General features: G+C 70.0%; 11 protein-coding genes and 4 pseudogenes. 6 read left to right on the top strand and 9 right to left on the bottom strand.

Translation table 11 applies throughout. From position 1 onward, the window contains the following. Positions 1 to 46: 46 nt before the first annotated feature. The 4 genes from BSL84_RS30790 to BSL84_RS36670 form a co-directional block, all read right to left on the bottom strand. Positions 47 to 712, bottom strand: coding sequence for a response regulator transcription factor (locus BSL84_RS30790; protein WP_030031644.1), 666 nt, complete (start codon positions 710 to 712; stop codon positions 47 to 49). Further along, positions 709 to 1,905: a sensor histidine kinase gene (locus tag BSL84_RS30795; protein WP_045321091.1), complete on the bottom strand. Its 1,197-nt coding sequence runs from the start codon at positions 1,903 to 1,905 to the stop codon at positions 709 to 711. The genes BSL84_RS30790 and BSL84_RS30795 overlap by 4 nt, the downstream gene beginning before the upstream one ends. 7 nt (positions 1,906 to 1,912) lie before the next feature. Further along, positions 1,913 to 2,575, bottom strand: coding sequence for a DUF998 domain-containing protein (locus tag BSL84_RS30800; RefSeq protein ID WP_079273361.1), 663 nt, complete (start codon positions 2,573 to 2,575; stop codon positions 1,913 to 1,915). A gap of 333 nt (positions 2,576 to 2,908) precedes the next feature. After that, positions 2,909 to 3,166: a hypothetical protein gene (locus BSL84_RS36670; protein ID WP_199838770.1), complete on the bottom strand. Its 258-nt coding sequence runs from the start codon at positions 3,164 to 3,166 to the stop codon at positions 2,909 to 2,911. Between the two features lies 1 nt (position 3,167). On the opposite strand from BSL84_RS36670, the pseudogene BSL84_RS30810 reads away from it, so the two are divergent. Next, positions 3,168 to 3,329: pseudogene (locus tag BSL84_RS30810) on the top strand (HNH endonuclease); the annotation flags it as partial. 241 nt (positions 3,330 to 3,570) lie between these two features. Further along, entirely contained in the window at positions 3,571 to 6,345 is a 2,775-nt protein-coding gene (locus BSL84_RS37210) for a hypothetical protein (RefSeq protein ID WP_075971699.1), read from the top strand. Between the two features lie 943 nt (positions 6,346 to 7,288). Here BSL84_RS37210 and BSL84_RS30820 read toward each other — a convergent pair. The 3 genes from BSL84_RS30820 to BSL84_RS37215 form a co-directional block, all read right to left on the bottom strand. Next, positions 7,289 to 7,780: a hypothetical protein gene (locus tag BSL84_RS30820; protein ID WP_075971700.1), complete on the bottom strand. Its 492-nt coding sequence runs from the start codon at positions 7,778 to 7,780 to the stop codon at positions 7,289 to 7,291. A 443-nt stretch (positions 7,781 to 8,223) separates the two neighbouring features. Then, positions 8,224 to 10,995 (bottom strand): PKD domain-containing protein, encoded by a 2,772-nt coding sequence (locus BSL84_RS30825; RefSeq protein ID WP_075971701.1) that lies wholly within the window; start codon positions 10,993 to 10,995, stop codon positions 8,224 to 8,226. Positions 10,996 to 11,519: 524 nt separating this feature from the next. Next, positions 11,520 to 11,657, bottom strand: coding sequence for a hypothetical protein (locus BSL84_RS37215; RefSeq protein WP_234363661.1), 138 nt, complete (start codon positions 11,655 to 11,657; stop codon positions 11,520 to 11,522). Between the two features lie 223 nt (positions 11,658 to 11,880). Between BSL84_RS37215 and BSL84_RS37220 the strand changes: the two are divergent. The 4 genes and pseudogenes from BSL84_RS37220 to BSL84_RS30845 all read left to right on the top strand — a co-directional run. Next, positions 11,881 to 12,297, top strand: a pseudogene (locus BSL84_RS37220) (tyrosine-type recombinase/integrase); the annotation flags it as partial. Positions 12,298 to 12,429: 132 nt separating this feature from the next. Beyond that, positions 12,430 to 12,748, top strand: a pseudogene (locus tag BSL84_RS30835) (helix-turn-helix domain-containing protein). A 291-nt stretch (positions 12,749 to 13,039) separates the two neighbouring features. Further along, positions 13,040 to 14,374, top strand: a complete 1,335-nt coding sequence (locus BSL84_RS30840) for a hypothetical protein (RefSeq protein ID WP_234363572.1) — start codon at positions 13,040 to 13,042, stop codon at positions 14,372 to 14,374. Continuing rightward, on the top strand, positions 14,371 to 14,880 hold the full coding sequence (locus tag BSL84_RS30845; RefSeq protein WP_075971702.1) for a hypothetical protein: 510 nt from the start codon (positions 14,371 to 14,373) through the stop codon (positions 14,878 to 14,880). Before BSL84_RS30840 ends, BSL84_RS30845 begins: the two co-directional genes overlap by 4 nt. A 288-nt stretch (positions 14,881 to 15,168) precedes the next feature. Here the strand turns inward: BSL84_RS30845 and BSL84_RS37225 are convergent, their stop codons facing one another. Together BSL84_RS37225 and BSL84_RS30855 are read right to left on the bottom strand one after the other, a co-directional pair. Beyond that, positions 15,169 to 15,357 carry a hypothetical protein gene (locus BSL84_RS37225; RefSeq protein WP_234363662.1) on the bottom strand — a complete coding sequence of 63 codons (189 nt, stop codon included), beginning with the start codon at positions 15,355 to 15,357 and terminating at the stop codon, positions 15,169 to 15,171. Between the two features lie 152 nt (positions 15,358 to 15,509). Next, a pseudogene (locus BSL84_RS30855) lies at positions 15,510 to 16,103 on the bottom strand (helix-turn-helix domain-containing protein); the annotation flags it as partial. Positions 16,104 to 16,105: the final 2 nt, after the last annotated feature.

A 16,105-nucleotide genomic window follows, 5' to 3' on the forward strand; every position in this document is an offset into this window, starting at 1 on the left:
GCATCCGACACCGCGCGCTGATCCGCCAGGGATCACGGGACAGCCCTTAGCTGCCGACACGGACCAGGCCCGTCTCATAGGCGAGGATGACCAACTGGGCGCGGTCGCGGACGCCGAGCTTGGCGATGGCGCGGGTGACATGGGTCTTGGCGGTGTGCGGGCTGATGACGAGTTGTGCGGCGATTTGGTCGTTGGAGAGGCCGGTCGCGATCAGACGGGTCACCTCGATTTCCCGGGCGGTGAGCACGCGGAGACGCTCTGCGGTGTCGACGGGTGTCGCCGGGCGGTGCGCGAACTGCTCGATCACCCGCCGTGTCGCGCCCGGGGAGAGCAGTGCGTCGCCGGCAGCCACCGACCGGACGGCCTGACGCAGGTCTTCCGGTTCGATCTCCTTGGTGAGGAAGCCGCTTGCGCCGGCCCGCAAAGCCGCGAACACATACTCGTCGGTCTCGAAGGTCGTGAGCACGAGGACCCGGCAGCCCGTCAGTTCGGAGTCCGCCACGATCTTCCCGGTGGCGGTGAGGCCGTCGGTACCGGGCATGCGGATGTCCATCAGGACGACATCAGGGCGGACGGCGCGGGCCGTGCGCACGGCCTCGTCACCCGTTCCGGCCTCGCCGACGACCTCGATGTCCTCGGCGCGCGCGAGAAGGCTGCTGAATCCGGCCCGTACGAGGGCCTGGTCGTCGGCCAGAAGTACCTTGATCGTCATGGGCGGAAGCGTGGCACAGGGATGGCGGCCCGCACGACCCAGCCAACGCCCTCGCCGCCCTTGCCGCGCGGTCCTGCGGAGAAGTCGCCGCCGAGCGCCCGGACCCGTTCGCCCATGCCGCGTATGCCGTTTCCGGATCCGCCCGAGGCCGCCGCCGGGATCCGGCCGTCGTCGGTGATCTCCACATCCACCCGTCCGTGGCAGCACCGGATGCTCACGTCGGCCCGGCAGGCCCGTGCGTGGCGGGCGGTGTTGGTGAGGGCCTCCTGGACGATCCGGTGAACGGCGAGGGAGACCGGTGCGGGGACGGCGGCGAGGTCGCCGGAGGTCTCCAGCCGGATGTCCAGCTCCGCCGATCTCATCCGGTCCACAAGAGGCTCGACTTGGGGAATTCCGGCCGTCGGATCATCGTGAGCCTCTCCCGGGGCGCGCAGCACGTGGACGAGTGCCCGAAGGTCCCGTACCGCCTCGGAACGGACCTGTTGGGCGGTGGTGAGTGCGGCCCGGGCATCCATCGGCGAGTCGTCCAGTGCCTCGGTCGCGACCCGCAGCTGGATCCCGACGACGGTGAGGGTGTGCCCGACGACGTCGTGCAGTTCTCGGGCGATCTCCAGGCGGGCCTCCGCGATCCGGCGGCCGGCCTCCAACTCCCCTTCCCGCGCGGCCCGCAGCAGGCGCTCGTCGAGTTCGGCCCGCCACCGGAGGCGGTTGCGGTAGGCGGCCGCGGCGGCGAGAAGTACCGCCAGCCACAGGGCCTCGGTGCCAAGGGAGCCGAGGACCTCGCGTGGGGTGGCGCCGCCGGAGGTCGACTCCCAGGTCGCGGCGAAGGCCAGTTCCGTCAGGCCGACACCTGCGGCCCAGGCGAGTCCGGGGCGGCCGGGCCGGTCGTCGGCGGCCAGGGTCGCGTACGCGGCGGACGCCGGCCACACCCAGCCGGTGTCGGTGAGCCCCGAGGAGCGGAACACGATGACGGCCTGCAGGCTCAGCAGGAGGACGGCGAGCGGCCACCGGCAGCGCACCAGGAGGAGCAGGCTCAGCCACAGGGCGAGCGGTACGGCTCCCGCGAGGTCCAGTCGGCCGCCGAACCGGGCGGTGCCCGCCAGGACGGCAATGGCGGTGCCGACTGCGAGTAGCCAGTCGACGAGCCGCACCGAGCGCCGGCCGGCGGGGGTGGGGGCGGCAGGTCGGTCCATGCGCCGATCATGCACGACGGTCCCGCCCCTGTTCCTGGCGGGAGCCCATCGCCACCGTGGCGAGCGCGATCCACCCCAAATCGACGGCGATGACCAGGCGTTCGACAAGACCGACGAGGGTGGGGGCGCCGACCGCCCCCAGCGACGGGCCGCCGTGCATCACGTCGACCAGGAAGACCGCGAGCGCAGCCGTTGTGGTGACCGAGGCCGCGGTGAAGAGGCTCAGGGCCGTGCGCAGGCCGGGCCGCCAGGCGGCCAGTGCCCGGCGGAGCAGCACCGCGGCAGTGGGCAGGGCCGCGAAGGCGAGGAAGGCGGCGTTGCCGTGGACGAGTTCGGAAGGGGAGGGGCGGCCCCACTGGCCAGGCGGGTCCGCGGGGAACAGGGCCGCGACCAGGATGCCGACTGTCCACACCGCGAGCGCCGCCCGGCCGGCCCGCCGGGCCCCGGTACCGAGCCGTATCGTGAGGACGGCGGAGGCGGTGCCGACGGCCAGCAGCGCGGCGGGGAGCAGCCAGCCGGCGGTGCCGTGCACGTACCGGCTGATGGTTTCGCCCACCAGCTCGTACTCCGAATTGAGTGCCTCCAGTACGGCCATCGCCAGTCCCGCGATGCCGACAAGGGCCAACGGAGGCCGAACCCCCGCCACACACGCCGTGTTCGTCGCCGTCATGTTGTCCTCCTCGATTTCGTTCCGGTGATCCAGAACCTACGGAGGGGCAGCGGCGGCCACATCGCCCCGATGAGGGCGTCGGCCCGTACACCGAACGGTGTCGTTGCCCCCGCCAGCTGCACCAACCGGTGTACGGCATCGGTCGGCTCGACGCCGGGCGATCCGTTCAGGGGAGCAACCACACCCCCCGCGTAATGGTGGAGAGGCGGCCCCCTGTCCCGGGGAAAGACCCGGCGGTCCGTGGCACGGCGGCCGCCGCGCGGCGGCCCCGCGGGCCGCACCGGCCGCACCGGAAGCCGCAGCCGGTGTCACCGCGTTCATCCTCGCCGGGCGCTACTTCGAGGCGCGCTCCAAGCGGAAGGCCGGCGCCGCGCTGCAGGCACTGCTGGAGCTCGGCGGAGTAGCTGTCGGTGTCGGTGCCCAGTGCGTCGGTGAGGAGAGGTAGCCGCCGGTCCCGTTGGTCAGTTTGGTGAGCGCGGACGTGCTGACCTCCTGTGCGGCTCCCAGGCCGATGGCGAAGGTACGGGCGTTGATCAGTCCGCTGACCTCGTCGAGGAACTTGGGCTGGTTCCCGAGACCGTCGGTGAGCACCCTGACCGGCGGCGTGTGGTGGCCGTACTGCGACGAGTGGGAAGTCACGCCGGCCGGCGCGCTGGACATCGACCACATGGTCCCGCTCGCCGGGGCCTGGGACTCCGGAGCAGCGGTATGGACCCCGGCGCGCCGTGAGGCGTACGCGGACGGCCAAGGCTCCTGCGCGACCTGGTTCCAGCCTGACCGGACCCGGCCGGACGAGGCGGGTGGCGGGCGCGGTCACCGGGTGCGGTGACAGGGGGTGCGAATATCGGCCACGCCGACCCCGCACGGATGTGCGACGATCTCTCGTCGCACATCACCGTGGGGGGTCCATGACAACCGCATCGGCGTCCGGAAGACGCCTGTTTTCCACCGTATTGACGGGCTTGCTTGGCGTCCTCGCTGCGCTGCTCCTGCCAGTGGGCACCGCTCAGGCCGCACCGGTCGCCGAGGACTGCGTCGGCGTCACCGAGGGACGGTACGCGGGCACGTTCACCGCGGCCGGGCAGACGCACTGCCTGGAGCTGCCGAGCCAGCAGGGCGCCCGGATCGCTGCCCTCACCTCGCGCGGCGGCGCGGGTCTGACCGTCCAGGTCGAGGTGGTCGACCGGAACGGCACCGCGCAGTGCACCGCCGGTGACCTCGCCGAGGGCATCTGCGGGCTGACCGGCACGGCGCCGTTCCGCGCGCTGGTGCACGCCGACGACACCGAGGCCACCGGTCCGTACGGCGTCCACTTCGTCCGCACGGACGTCCTCCAGAAGAACTGTCAGACCCTGCCCGCGGGGACGTTCGCCGACGACTCGGGGACGGTGCGGCTGGAGACCGGCAACGGCGTCTTCTCGCACTGCCTGACGATCCCGGCCGACGCGCACTCCACCTCCGAACTCCTGCGCATCCGCTACAGCCTTCCGGACGACGCGGACCTGTTCCCGGACTACGCGATCAGCCTGATCGACACCGATGGCAACGGGCCTTCCTGCCACAGCCACGCCACCCCGGGGCAGCAGCTCCGGACCGACGGCCTCACCAGCTGCTCCTTCACGGCGGGCAAGGCCTACACCGTGCTCCTGGAGGGGCAGGACGTCCCGCGCGGCCACACCCTGGACCGCCGCGACGTCACCGCTGCGGCCCGCGGCTGCGCCACCTCGGCGGCCACGGCGGTCGGAGCCCCGGCCACGACCGGGACGTCCGGCCAGAGCGGCACCCTGCGCTGCCACCGGATCACCACGGCAGCCGCTACGGACCGGCTGCACGTCGACGTCCGGGACGCCCACGACAGCACCAACATGCTGATCATGAACAACGCCGGCGACATCGCCTGCCATCCACGGACTTCGGCGTGCACGCCCACCGGTTCCACCGGCTACCAGGTCGTCACCCAAGCTCCGGAGAACTGGTCCCTGCCCGCTTCCTACCGCCTCGACGCCTGGCGGATCGCCACCGCCGCCGGGCCCGCCGCTGACTGCGCGCGCTCGGGGTCGGTCGCGTACGGGTACGGCCCGCTGACCGGGACGCTCTTCGAGGAGCGGACCGGCGTGTGCGCCGTCCTGCCGAGCGTGAAGGGCGACCGGTTCAGGGCGACCATCACGGCCACGGACGACGGGTCGTACCTTCCGGTCCCCTCGCTGTACAACCAGGCCGGAAACAACCTCTGCATGGGAGGGTCGTCCTCGTACGACTGCCAGGGCTCCGACCAGAGCCTGTTCGTCCTGGCCCTGCCGGATCGCACCGACCGTACGGCTTACCGCGCCGAGCTCGTCTGCACCACCGCTCCGTGCGGCTCGGAGGAGGTGACCATCGGGACGGTCACGCCGACCACTGTGCAGAGCGGTACCGTCGCCACCCTCACCGTTCAAGGAACGGCGCTGGGCACGAGCACCACTGTCGACCTGACCGGCGGGCCGGCGCCGCTGACGGCCAAGACCGTCTCGGTCTCCGACGACGCCCGCACCCTGAAGGCCACCGTGGACCTGCGCACGGCTCCCGCGGGCCACTGGAACATCAGCGTGAGAGCACTGAGCCACCAGTACGCGGCCGGCACGCTGACGGTGACGCCGCCTGCGGTCTCCGGCCTGGGCACGTACAAGCCGGTCACCCCGACGCGGTTGATGGACACGCGCAGCGGGCTGGGTGTGCCGAAGGCGAAGGTGGGTCAGGGCGGCACGGTGACTCTGCAGGTCGCGGGTACCTCGACCATCCCGGCGTCGGGTGTCACGGCCGTGGTCCTGAACGTGACGGCGACCGACCCGACCACGGGCAGCCACGTGTCGGTGTACCCGGACGGGACGCCGCGTTCGAGCGCCTCGAACCTGAACTTCACTGCCGGGCAGACGATTCCGAATCTGGTCGTCGTCCCCGTGGTGAACGGGAAGGTCAGCTTCTACAACAACGCCGGTTCGGTGGACCTGATCGCCGACGTGGCGGGCTACTACACGACGGACGGCTCGGGCTCCTCCTACAAGCCGGTCACCCCGACGCGGTTGATGGACACGCGCAGCGGGCTGGGTGTGCCGAAGGCCAAGGTCGGCCAGGGCGGCACGGTGACCCTGCAGGTCGCGGGTACCTCGACCAGCCCGGCGTCGGGTGTCACGGCCGTCGTCCTGAACGTGACGGCGACCGACCCCACGACGGACAGCCACGTGTCGGTGTACCCGAACGGCACGACCCGTACCAGCGCCTCGAACCTCAACTTCACCACCGGGCAGACGATTCCGAACCTCGTGATCGTCCCCGTGGTGAACGGGAAGGTCAGCTTCTACAACAACGCCGGTTCGGTGGACCTGATCGCCGACGTGGCGGGCTACTACACGACGGACGGCTCGGGCTCCTCCTACAAGCCGGTCACCCCGACGCGGTTGATGGACACGCGCAGCGGGCTGGGTGTGCCGAAGGCCAAGGTCGGCCAGGGCGGCACGGTGACCCTGCAGGTCGCGGGTACCTCGACCATCCCGGCGTCGGGTGTCACGGCCGTCGTCCTGAACGTGACGGCGACCGACCCCACGACGGACAGCCACGTGTCGGTGTACCCGAACGGCACGACCCGTACCAGCGCCTCGAACCTCAACTTCACCACCGGGCAGACGATTCCGAACCTCGTGATCGTCCCCGTCGTCAACGGGAGGGTCAGTTTCTACAACAACGCGGGAGCGGTCGATCTGATCGCCGACGTGGCCGGCTACTACACGAAGTAGCGCCGAAGCCCCGTCCGTGCGCCGGCCCGATCGGCCGGCGCACGGATGGCGCTGGCCGCCAGCGGGCCAGGTCGTTCCTCTCCGCCACAAGATCCGCTGTGAAGGCCCAGGTCGCAGACCTCGGGCCTTCGTTCGTTTGCAGCCCTGAAACCCATGGTCCAAGCTCCGCTGGCGCCTCGCGGTCGACGAGATGGAGCGGGACCGGCTACGGCGGCACCGACGTGGAGTTCACCCCCGCCCCGTAAACCGGGGAGGACGGGAGCGGCGGCCGTCGGGCCCGGCTCGACTGGCGTTGCCGGCCATCGCCGGCATCCGTACCGTCCTCAACTTCTTCCTCACCCGCGAGATCACCCAGGAACGCGCCGAGATGGAAGTCGAACAGAAGGAGGACTTACCGCAGCGACGATGAAGCGATGCTGCGGCCGGCCCCGCCGAAGAGCCCGTCGAACCGTCGAGACCACCGCCACCGCCACCGGCCCCGTCCGCGTCCGCGTCCAAGCCGTGGTGTTTTGCTACAGCCGTGCCCGCCACGCTCCTGCGCGACGTGGCCGAGGCGCTGGAGGCGGGCCGGCCGCACCGGTTGAATGCCGTCGGTTGCGGCGTGCCGCGCACGCGGTGGCCGAGCTGGTCGCGCGCCGAGGGCCGGACCGAGGCGCCCGACCACTTCGGGCGGGCGGTCCGGGCGGCCGCCCCGAGTAGATCCTCCACACCGAAGGAGGCGACCGGTTCACCCGGAACGGCGAGACACTCCCTGCGGGGTCTGGGGTCGAGGCACCACCGACCCGAGTGGCAGGTCGCTGCCTGGTCCTCACGGCACGGACTACTGCTGGCCGGGGCCGATGACGGACTGGCCGATCTGGTCGGCCAGCCAGGAGGCGTGCCGTTCGTCGTGGGAAGACCCGCGGCGGCGCACCGTCACGAGAACGGTGTGGTCATCGGTGCGTCAGCCGACACCGATGTGGCGGCTGTTGAACAGGAGGAAGACCCGGGCGTTGTTGGGTTCGCCGTGTAGATCGAGCTCCGGTACGTCGGGCCATATCAGCCCTGACCACCAGATCTCGCCGATGTTCGAGCCGACCAAGGCGGCGAACCCGTCCTCGATGGAGCCCACGGGCCGGTACTCCATCGATGCCCATAGCGGCAGCTGCGGAGAGAGGAACTCCGGATCACTGGGGAGGTCGGGTGCGTGGACACCGCCGTGCAGACCCGTGGGGTCGGACGGGTCACGTACCCAGTCGTCCGCATCCTCCTTCCGGAACCAGGCATCCGGCAGAGCCTCGCGTATCCGCAGCACCTCGGGGACGGTGCGCAGCTCGACGTCGACCGAGACCTCGGCGTGCTGGCGGTCACCGATCGCCACAAGCCGTCGTGCCACGGACAGTGCCAAGGCAGAGTCCGGAGTGCGGAAGACCGGGTACGTGATCGGGCTGGACATGCCAGCACCCTTCCACAACCTACATAGACGTGACCAGGCAGAATGGCCGGCTGACGACACCACCGCCATCGCCCTCGCATGCAACCGGCCGGGCATGCGCCGATTTTGTCTTCGGCACGTGGCCGGGGGCGGGTGTGGCGGACCGGGTGTTCATCCATACATCAGAAGCGACTGAATGAAAACGGCTACCTGAGGCGATAAAGTCCCAGCTCAGAAAGTGTCGACCCCGCGCCCGCGAGGATGGTCCGGAGCACCAGAACGCCCCGGCCGAAGACGTCCGCGTGGTCGTCCGGATCACCCCGACCAGGGTCCTCGGCAACGCCGCCCGGGCCTCCGGCTGAGGATCAGGCCGTCCCGGACGACCCGGAGCCCCTGCCTCCGCACGGTGTGCGGGGGACCGGGGCTCCGGGGTCAGGTGATACGGGGTCCAGGTGGTACGGGGATCAGTCCTGCGTGAAGTAGCCGAGCAGGTCGGTGATCACGTGGTTGCTGCCGCCCCAGCTGTTGAACACGCTGACCTTGCCGTCCCCGACCGGGGTCGTCACGTGGTTCGGGACGGTCAGCCCGGGGAGGGTATTCAGACTGCTCGCCTCCGGGCGAGCGGACCCGTGGCCGAACGCGGTCAGGAACCCGGGACCGGTGGTCTCGGTGGCCGTCAGGTTCAGCACGGCGCCCACCGCGTCGGCCGGCAGGCCGGACACCGTTGTGGTCGCGCCCGGGGCGAGCTTGCCCGTCAGCCGGGTGTCGGCCAGACGCTTCGGCACGACCGGGGTGAACAGGGCCTTGGAGTCGCTGCCGTAGTAGCCCACCGCGTCCATGATCAGGTGCGTGGACCCGGCGTTGTTGTACAGCCAGATCGTGCCGTTCGGGCCGACCGGGACGATGACCTGGTTGGACTTGTCTTTGCCCGGCTCCGGGTTCAGGTTCGAGCTCCCCGTCGGATGCGCCGAGTCCGGGTAGGCGGACACCCACGAATCCGACGTCGCACTCGTGCTCGTCAGGTTGACCGCGACTGCCTTGGCGTCTGCCGGGATGCCGTTCACTCCCGCGACCTTCACCGGGCGCGTCGTACCGCCGGCCAGCGGGCCGCCCGCCGTACGGGTGTCGGCAAGGCGAGTGGGGGCGATCGGGCTGAACTTATGGCCGGCGTTCGGCTGGTAGTGGCCCACGAAGTCCACGATCAGATGGGCCTGACCGGAGTTGAGCCGCATCCAGACCCAGCCGTTCTTGTCGACGGGGACGGTCACCGTGTTCGACGTGGTGCCGCCCACCCGGACGTTGACGTTCGACGTCTCCGGACGGTCCTCGCGGGTCGGCGACACGCTGAGGTGGGTGTCCTGCGTGGCACCGGTCAGGGTCACGTTGAGGACCACCGAGGACATGCCGCCCGCGGTGGTGTGATCCGATGTCGGCAGCTGGATCGGCATGCGGACGACAGTCGGTTCGCCGCCCCGGATGGCGCCGCCGTGGAAGCGGGTGTCCGTCAGACGGTGAGGCCTTTCGGGAGCCACGAAGCCGGACGGCGCATAGTCCACCGCCACCGTCCGGGTGGTCGTGGCCGTGCCGCCCTTGATGTCGGTGAGCTTGACCGTAACCTCGTGGGCGCCCGGCTTGGCGTAGGTGTGCTGCACGGCGGTCAGACCGTCGTAACTCTGGGACCAGCCTTCACCGAAGTTCACGTCCATGCGCGCCACCGGCCACGGCGTCACCGACGCCGAGGCATTGAAGGCGTAGGTCAGCGGGGCGACGTGCGCGTCCGAGCCGCCCGCGGGCGGCAGGACCTGCGTGGCGGTGAAGTCCGCCGTCCCCGGGCCGGCCGGGGCCACCTTGACCGGCTTCTCGGCGGAGGCCTTCACGCCGACACCGTTGACGGCCGTCACCTTGACCACGTAGTCGCCGGGCCGGCTGTAGGCGTGCTTGACGGGGGCGTGCGGGGTGCCCGGCGAGGCGACGACCGGAGCCGTCCCGTCGCCGAAGTCGACCTGGTAGCTCATCGTGGTGGGCCATCGGCTGTCGGAGCCCGCCTGCACCTGGACCTCGGTCCCGGCCGGCGCGTGGGCCGGGTCGACCGTCACCGTGGCCCGGGAAAGGCCGTCCTGGAGCTCGCTGGCTCCGCGGTCGAGGTATCCGCCGTTCTTCCCGGTGTTGGGAACGAGCGGGTCGTCCACCATCGGCTTTCCGGCGACGTCGGTGAGCAGGACGCCCGGCGCCGTGGCATCGGCGGAGTCGATGCGCGGCGAGCCTTCGAACCCGTCGCCCTCCACGTCCGACTCGTTCGAGATGTCGTGCGCACCCTGGCCGGTGGCGGCCAGGAACGTGCCCGCATCCTTGTACGTGGTGCCGGACCAGCTGTAGGGCACCGGGGCGAGACCGGGAACGGCGGACAGCAGGTTGTAGTCAGCGAGCGTGCCCGCCGCCGCGGTCTGCGACACGAGGACCGCGTTCCGCGGATCGGCCGACGTGCACGCGCCGCCGGTGCTCTCGGTGAGGAGCACGTTGTTGAAGATGCCGGAGGCGGTCGAGCTTCCGGTGACCGAGAGGGTCGCCGCGCAGTAGCCGTAGAGCGTGTTGTTGGTGACGACGGTGCCTGGCGCATCCGCCACGGCCACCGCCGGGCGGGAGTGGCCGAGGACATTGTTGCGGCTGAGCACGGTGTTGCGAGAACCGCCGTTGACGAGCACCTCGCCCAGGTTGCCCCGGCTGACGCGCACGTTCGAGCTTCCCTCGCCGACCACGAGAGAGGCCTGGCCGACGTTGCGGCTGTGGATCCGGTCCAGCTCCACGTCGGAGGAGCCCTTGATCTGGAGGCCGCCGCGGATGAGCAGCTTGTTCAGCACGACGTGAGAGGCGCCGGTCACGGTCAGCCCCTTGCCGGCGGCCAGCTGTACGTGCCCGGCAGGGCCCGGCTGGATCTCGGACACGAAGCTGACGGGCTTGCCCGGCTCCCCCGAGCGGGCGATGGTGACGGCTTCGTCGTAGACCTTGCCCGGCTTGATCCGCACCGTCTGGCCCGGCTGCACGACCTTGGCCGCCGCGGAGATCGTGCAGTACGGGACGGCCTGCGTACCGGTGCCCGCGTCGGAGCAGTTGGAGCCGTCGTGGTTGCTCACGTAGAGGTTGGCCGGGGTCTCGGCGGCGCCCGCAGCGCTGACCGGTCCACCGAGAAGGGTGACGACACCTGCGGTGAGCAGGGCCGTCGCACGAGTGGGACGCACCAGAAGGGTTCCTTCGCGAAGAGGCTATGGAGAGCCGTCACGGGCGCGGCGCCGCACGACTGGTAGACCTCTTGTTCCCCCAGCGACAGTCGGGCGCACGCAGACCCGCGAAGACTACGATCATCATCTATTGTCCGAAAGCCGATGTCACGCCCGTCGGGAACGGAGCTACGACAACTCCGGCCGTATGCGCGACATCCCGTGGGTTGTTCTGAGCCCTGCTGAGGCGCTGACCCCGTGGCCAGGGGGTTCTTCCCCGTTCGCGTGGCCTGTCGGCCAGTGACGTAACTTCGAGATTCCTGAAGCCTTCTCATCTCGTCCGACCGATCCGCAGTTAGACCGAAGGCGGGGAGGCTCGGGTTGGCGGCGCTGGCAGTTGTACGGGACCTGCGTGAGCACTGGGCGCCCGCGTCGACTGAGGAGCTTGAGGGGTTCGAGACCGACGTGCTGTCCGGGTTCGTCCTGGCGCGGGCCTCGGCAGGGTTGGCGGACGGCACGATCCGCGGGGACGTCGGACACCTGGATCAGATCAGGTCCTGGTTCGGCCGGCCGCTGTGGGACATGGAGCCCGCCGACGCGGACGCGTACTTCGGGAAGGCGCTGCGGCAAGCGCCCAGCGGCACTCGCCTGGGCCGGTCGCAGGCGCTGAGCACGTACTTCATGTTCCTGGAGCTCCGGCACAAGGTCGAGATCCACCGGATGACCGGCCGGGTGGTCGAGTGCCCGATCGATGAGATGAACCGGCCGCGCGGGGCCAAGGACGCCCAATCGCGGATCCCGCCGAGTGAGCCGGAGATCGGCACGCTGTTCAGAGGCTGGGGCGGCGAGCTGGCGACCTGCCGGAAGTTCGCCCCGACTGCCCGGAACTACACCGCCTCGAAGCTGATGTGCCAGGTCGGCCTGAGGGTGAGCGAGACGTGCGGTCTCGACCTGGGCGATATCAAGTGGGACCTGGGCCGCTTCGGCAAGCTCCACGTCCGCCACGGCAAGGGCGCCCCCGGATCGGGCCCGCGCGAGCGGATGGTGCCGCTGATCAACGGCGCCGACCGCACGCTGCGGTGGTTCATCGAGGACGTCTGGGGCCAGTTTGACGACGACCACACCCGGCCCGGCGCCCCGCTGTTCCCGAGTGAGCGGAAGAACACCGACGGTTCCGCCCGCCGGGTCGGCGACGACGCCCTGCGCAACGGCCTCGACAATGCCGTCAAGGCTCATCTGCCGAGCTGGACGGACAAGTTGACGCCGCACGTCCTGCGGGACTTCTGCGCGTCCCAGCTCTATGGGCACGGGCTAGACCTGCTCGCAATTCAGGAAGTTTTGGGACATTCCTGGATCGCCACCACGATGCGATATATCCACGGCAGCAGACCCGGGTCGAGGACGCCTGGGTCGCCGGGGGGAACGGGCCGCGAAGCGGCTGGAAGGACTGGCCCGATGAGGTGGAACCTGCGGCTGACCGCCGCGAACAAGGGTATCCGAGCTCCAGCGGAGCCTGGCCGAGCACGGCCTGGTGATCTCAGCCGGGAAGATGTCCGGGCTGTGGTCCGGCCAGCCGGTCTCTCTCAAGCTGGACGACCTGGACGTCATCTGTGTCGTGCTCGGCTGCGAGATCGGCGACCTGCTGATCCCGGAACCACGGAAGGTCAGCCGCCCCGGCGAGGAGAACGCCACCCAGACCGCTGTCGGCGCCGCCGCACCAGTTCCAGCGGTGGTGCCCAAGCGTCGCGACGGCCGGCCACTGCCGCCTGCATGAGCCGGTATCCGAAGGGCTATCGCAAGCCCACCGACTCCTGCGACAGCTGCCTGGCCTGGGGCGACTTCAGCGGACGGCTCTGCCCTGCCTGCTACATGTTCGGCCGCAGCCACGCGACGGCCGTCTGCTTCGGCTGCCGTCGCACCCAGCCACTGAAGTGGGACTACTGCCGTCTGTGCTGGTGTCAGGCCCGGCTCCACGCCAAGGCCACTGCCGGCCGGCTGGCAGCCGAGACCGACGTGAGAGACCGGCTCGACGCCGTCCGGCACCACCAGCTGTTCTTTATGGGCTTTGCACTACCGCAGAGGGTCCGCACCCGTCGTCGCGCGCCGCGGAGGAGGGCGAGGAACCCTCCCGAAGCCGCCACCCGCGCCGGCTTGGCGGCTGAGTGCCGACTGGAGACAGCTACCGCTCTTCGGACAGATCCCGCGCGACTACGGCCGCCTCGACCCGGCCGACGCCGACCTGGCCAGTCCCTGGCTGGCCTGGGCGAAGTACCTCGCCTACCAGTTCGCCGAAACCCGTGGCTGGGGACGCGGCATCCGCTTCGCCGTCAACCGCGGCCTGGCCCTCATCCTCACCGGCTACGTCGAGGGCGACATCATCCGGCACACAGAGATCTTTGCCCCGCTACGGGCTCTGGACCTGCGGGTCGGACACGTCGTCACAGTCCTGGAGAAGATGGAGATCTTCGAGGACGACAGCGAACCCTCCCTCGAGGGCTGGCTCGCCGAGCGTCTGGAGGGACTCTCCCCCGGCATCCGCTCGGAAGCCGAGCGATGGACCCGCGTCCTGCACAATGGTGGCCCCCGCAGCCTCCCGCGACGGGAAGGCACAGTCTGGCTCTCCCTCAGCCGAGTCCGTCCGGCCCTGCTGGAGTGGTCGACCCACTACGACAACCTGCGGGAAGTGACCCGCGACGACGACATCAAGACACTGCACGGCCGCCAGCGGCATGACCAACTCGTGGCTATGCGTTCGCTGTTCACCTGGGCCAAGCGGAGTGGGCTGATCTTCCGCAACCCGACCAGCCGGATCAAGGTCGGTCAGTACGAATACGCCGTGCTGCAACCGCTCGTCCCCGCCCAGGTCGACCGCTCCGTCGCGGCTGCCACCACACCGGCGACGCGGCTCATCCTCGCCCTCGCGGCGGTCCACGCCGCCAGGGTCACCCAGATCGCCACCCTCATGCTCGACGACGTCGACCTCGGCAACCGCCGGCTGACCATCGCCGGACGCGTCCGCCCGCTCGACGACCTCACTCTGAAACTGCTGCTGGACTGGCTGGATCACCGGCGAAGCCGGTGGCCGAACACCGCGAACTTCCACCTGCTGATCAACAACCAGACCGCCACGAAAGCCAGCCGCGCCAGCAACCATTGGATCAGCGCCTCGATGCGCGGGCAGGACGCGACGCTCGAACGGCTCCGTGTCGACCGGCTACTCGAAGAAGCCCTGACCCACGGGCCCGATCCTCTCCACCTCGCCGCAGTCTTCGGGCTCGACGACAAGACAGCAATGCGCTACGCGGACTCCGCGCGAGCCTTGCTGGAACAGGCCGCCGAACAGCAACTCGATGAAACTTGTTCGACCCGGACGCCCCCTGACGCAATCATGGGCGTGTGACGTCGACCGAAGCAGCAGCAATCGCTCTCCAGGACCATGCCGCCCTCTGGAGGGTGGGGGACATCAGTGCGAGCGAGGTCGTCAATTCCGCCTGCGATGCGCTCGTCGCCGGACTCGACACCCCCAGCCTCCGGATCCTCGCCGCCTGCACGCGCGCCGAGGCGGACTACGACGTCCACGACCTGCTTCCCCCGGCACTCGCCGAACTCGGCCTCACCCTCCATCCAGCCAGCGGCGAAACCGGCCAAGAGGCTGCCGTGCGAGCAATCGCACGGCGCATGCTCGCCGGCGAGTTGCAACCCTGGGAGCTCACTTTCCGGATTCACCGGCGCTACGGGCACGAGCTGCCTCTGGCTGAGCGGCTGGCCGAGCTCGACGACGAGTACGGGATGCTCGAAGACGGCGACGAGGCAGTGGCTCAGATCGACGCAGAGGTAACGGCCGAAGCCCGCCGCCTCGCCAACCTCCCCATGGTTCCCGCCGAACCCACGGATACGCCCAGCTGATGCACACGGATCGCCCCGCGAGTTCCCACTGAACATGCTTCGGTTTCCCTGAACCCGCGGGGCTCACCGGCCTCGGGGAACATCGGTACAGGGGTTGGCGCTGAGAACGATCATGGTCAGGGTGTGGGCGTACTGACCGGTTTTCGTACTCGCGGCGGGCCTTGCGCTGGGCCGGGTCCGCGCGAAGGTCCTGGCTGCCGTCGAGCGGTTGGCAGCGGGTGAGGAGTTGGTGGTGCACGGCCGGGACGGCGGTGACGCGCAGGGTGTAGCCCTGGCCGCATCGTACGGTCACTCCCTGGTCGAGCGCGGCGCGCTCGGTGGGCTCCAGCTCGGTGGCGGCGCGGAGGTAGTCGGCGACCTTGCGTTGGCAGCGGCGCGGTCGGGCAGGAGGTCGGCGACGGCCGTGCGGATGGCGCCGCGGCTGACCCGGTACTCGCGGGCGAGGGCAGCGATGGAGCAGCCCTCCAGGTACGCCATGCGCACGGTGTCGGTCTTGTCGGCCGGGACAGCGGGGCGGCGCCCGCCCTTGCTGCCCTTGGCCTCGGCGGCCCGCAGCCCGTCGTAGGTGAGCTCGCGCTGGAGGTCACGCTGGAGTTCGCCGGCGACACCGTCCGGATCCGCACCGGCAAGGCAAGTCGGCTGAATCCGTCGACGGCTGAGTGCAGGTATACGTAGCCGCCGCGTTCGGTCTTCTTCTTGCGTCTGTCGACGGACTTGGCTTGTTCGCTCCCGCGGCCGTGAACGCGCCATCCGCCACCGTCGGGGATGCGACCGACTTACTTGACATCGACGTGGACCATGTGCCCTGGTCGACGAGCAATGATCTTTTGGGGGTCCCTGTTCGACGCCCCGTTTGGGTCGATGAACCTGCGCCGGTTCAGCCCCAGCTGGGCCAGATGCCGGCTCACGGTCCGTCGGCTGATGGGTGTCCCGGCTTGTGTGAGCTCGAAAGAGATACGGGCTGCCGACCACTTGTGGGCGCGTCGGAGGACCTCGACCTGCGCTACTACTTCGTCTGGGGTGGCCGTCGGCTGGTGTCGTGGCGTCGAGGAGCGGTCCAAGAGCCCGATCTCGCCGAATCTGCGGTAGCGATTCACCCACTTTGAGGCACAGGCCCGGGAGATGCCCATCTCAGCGGCGACGTGCGCGATGGGGCGAGTTCGGCAGCGCTCGACGAGGTGGAGGCGCCCTTCAACGGACAACGGTGCGTTGCAATGAGTCACGC

Source organism: Streptomyces sp. TN58, assembly GCF_001941845.1.
Classification (GTDB): Bacteria; Actinomycetota; Actinomycetes; order Streptomycetales; family Streptomycetaceae; genus Streptomyces.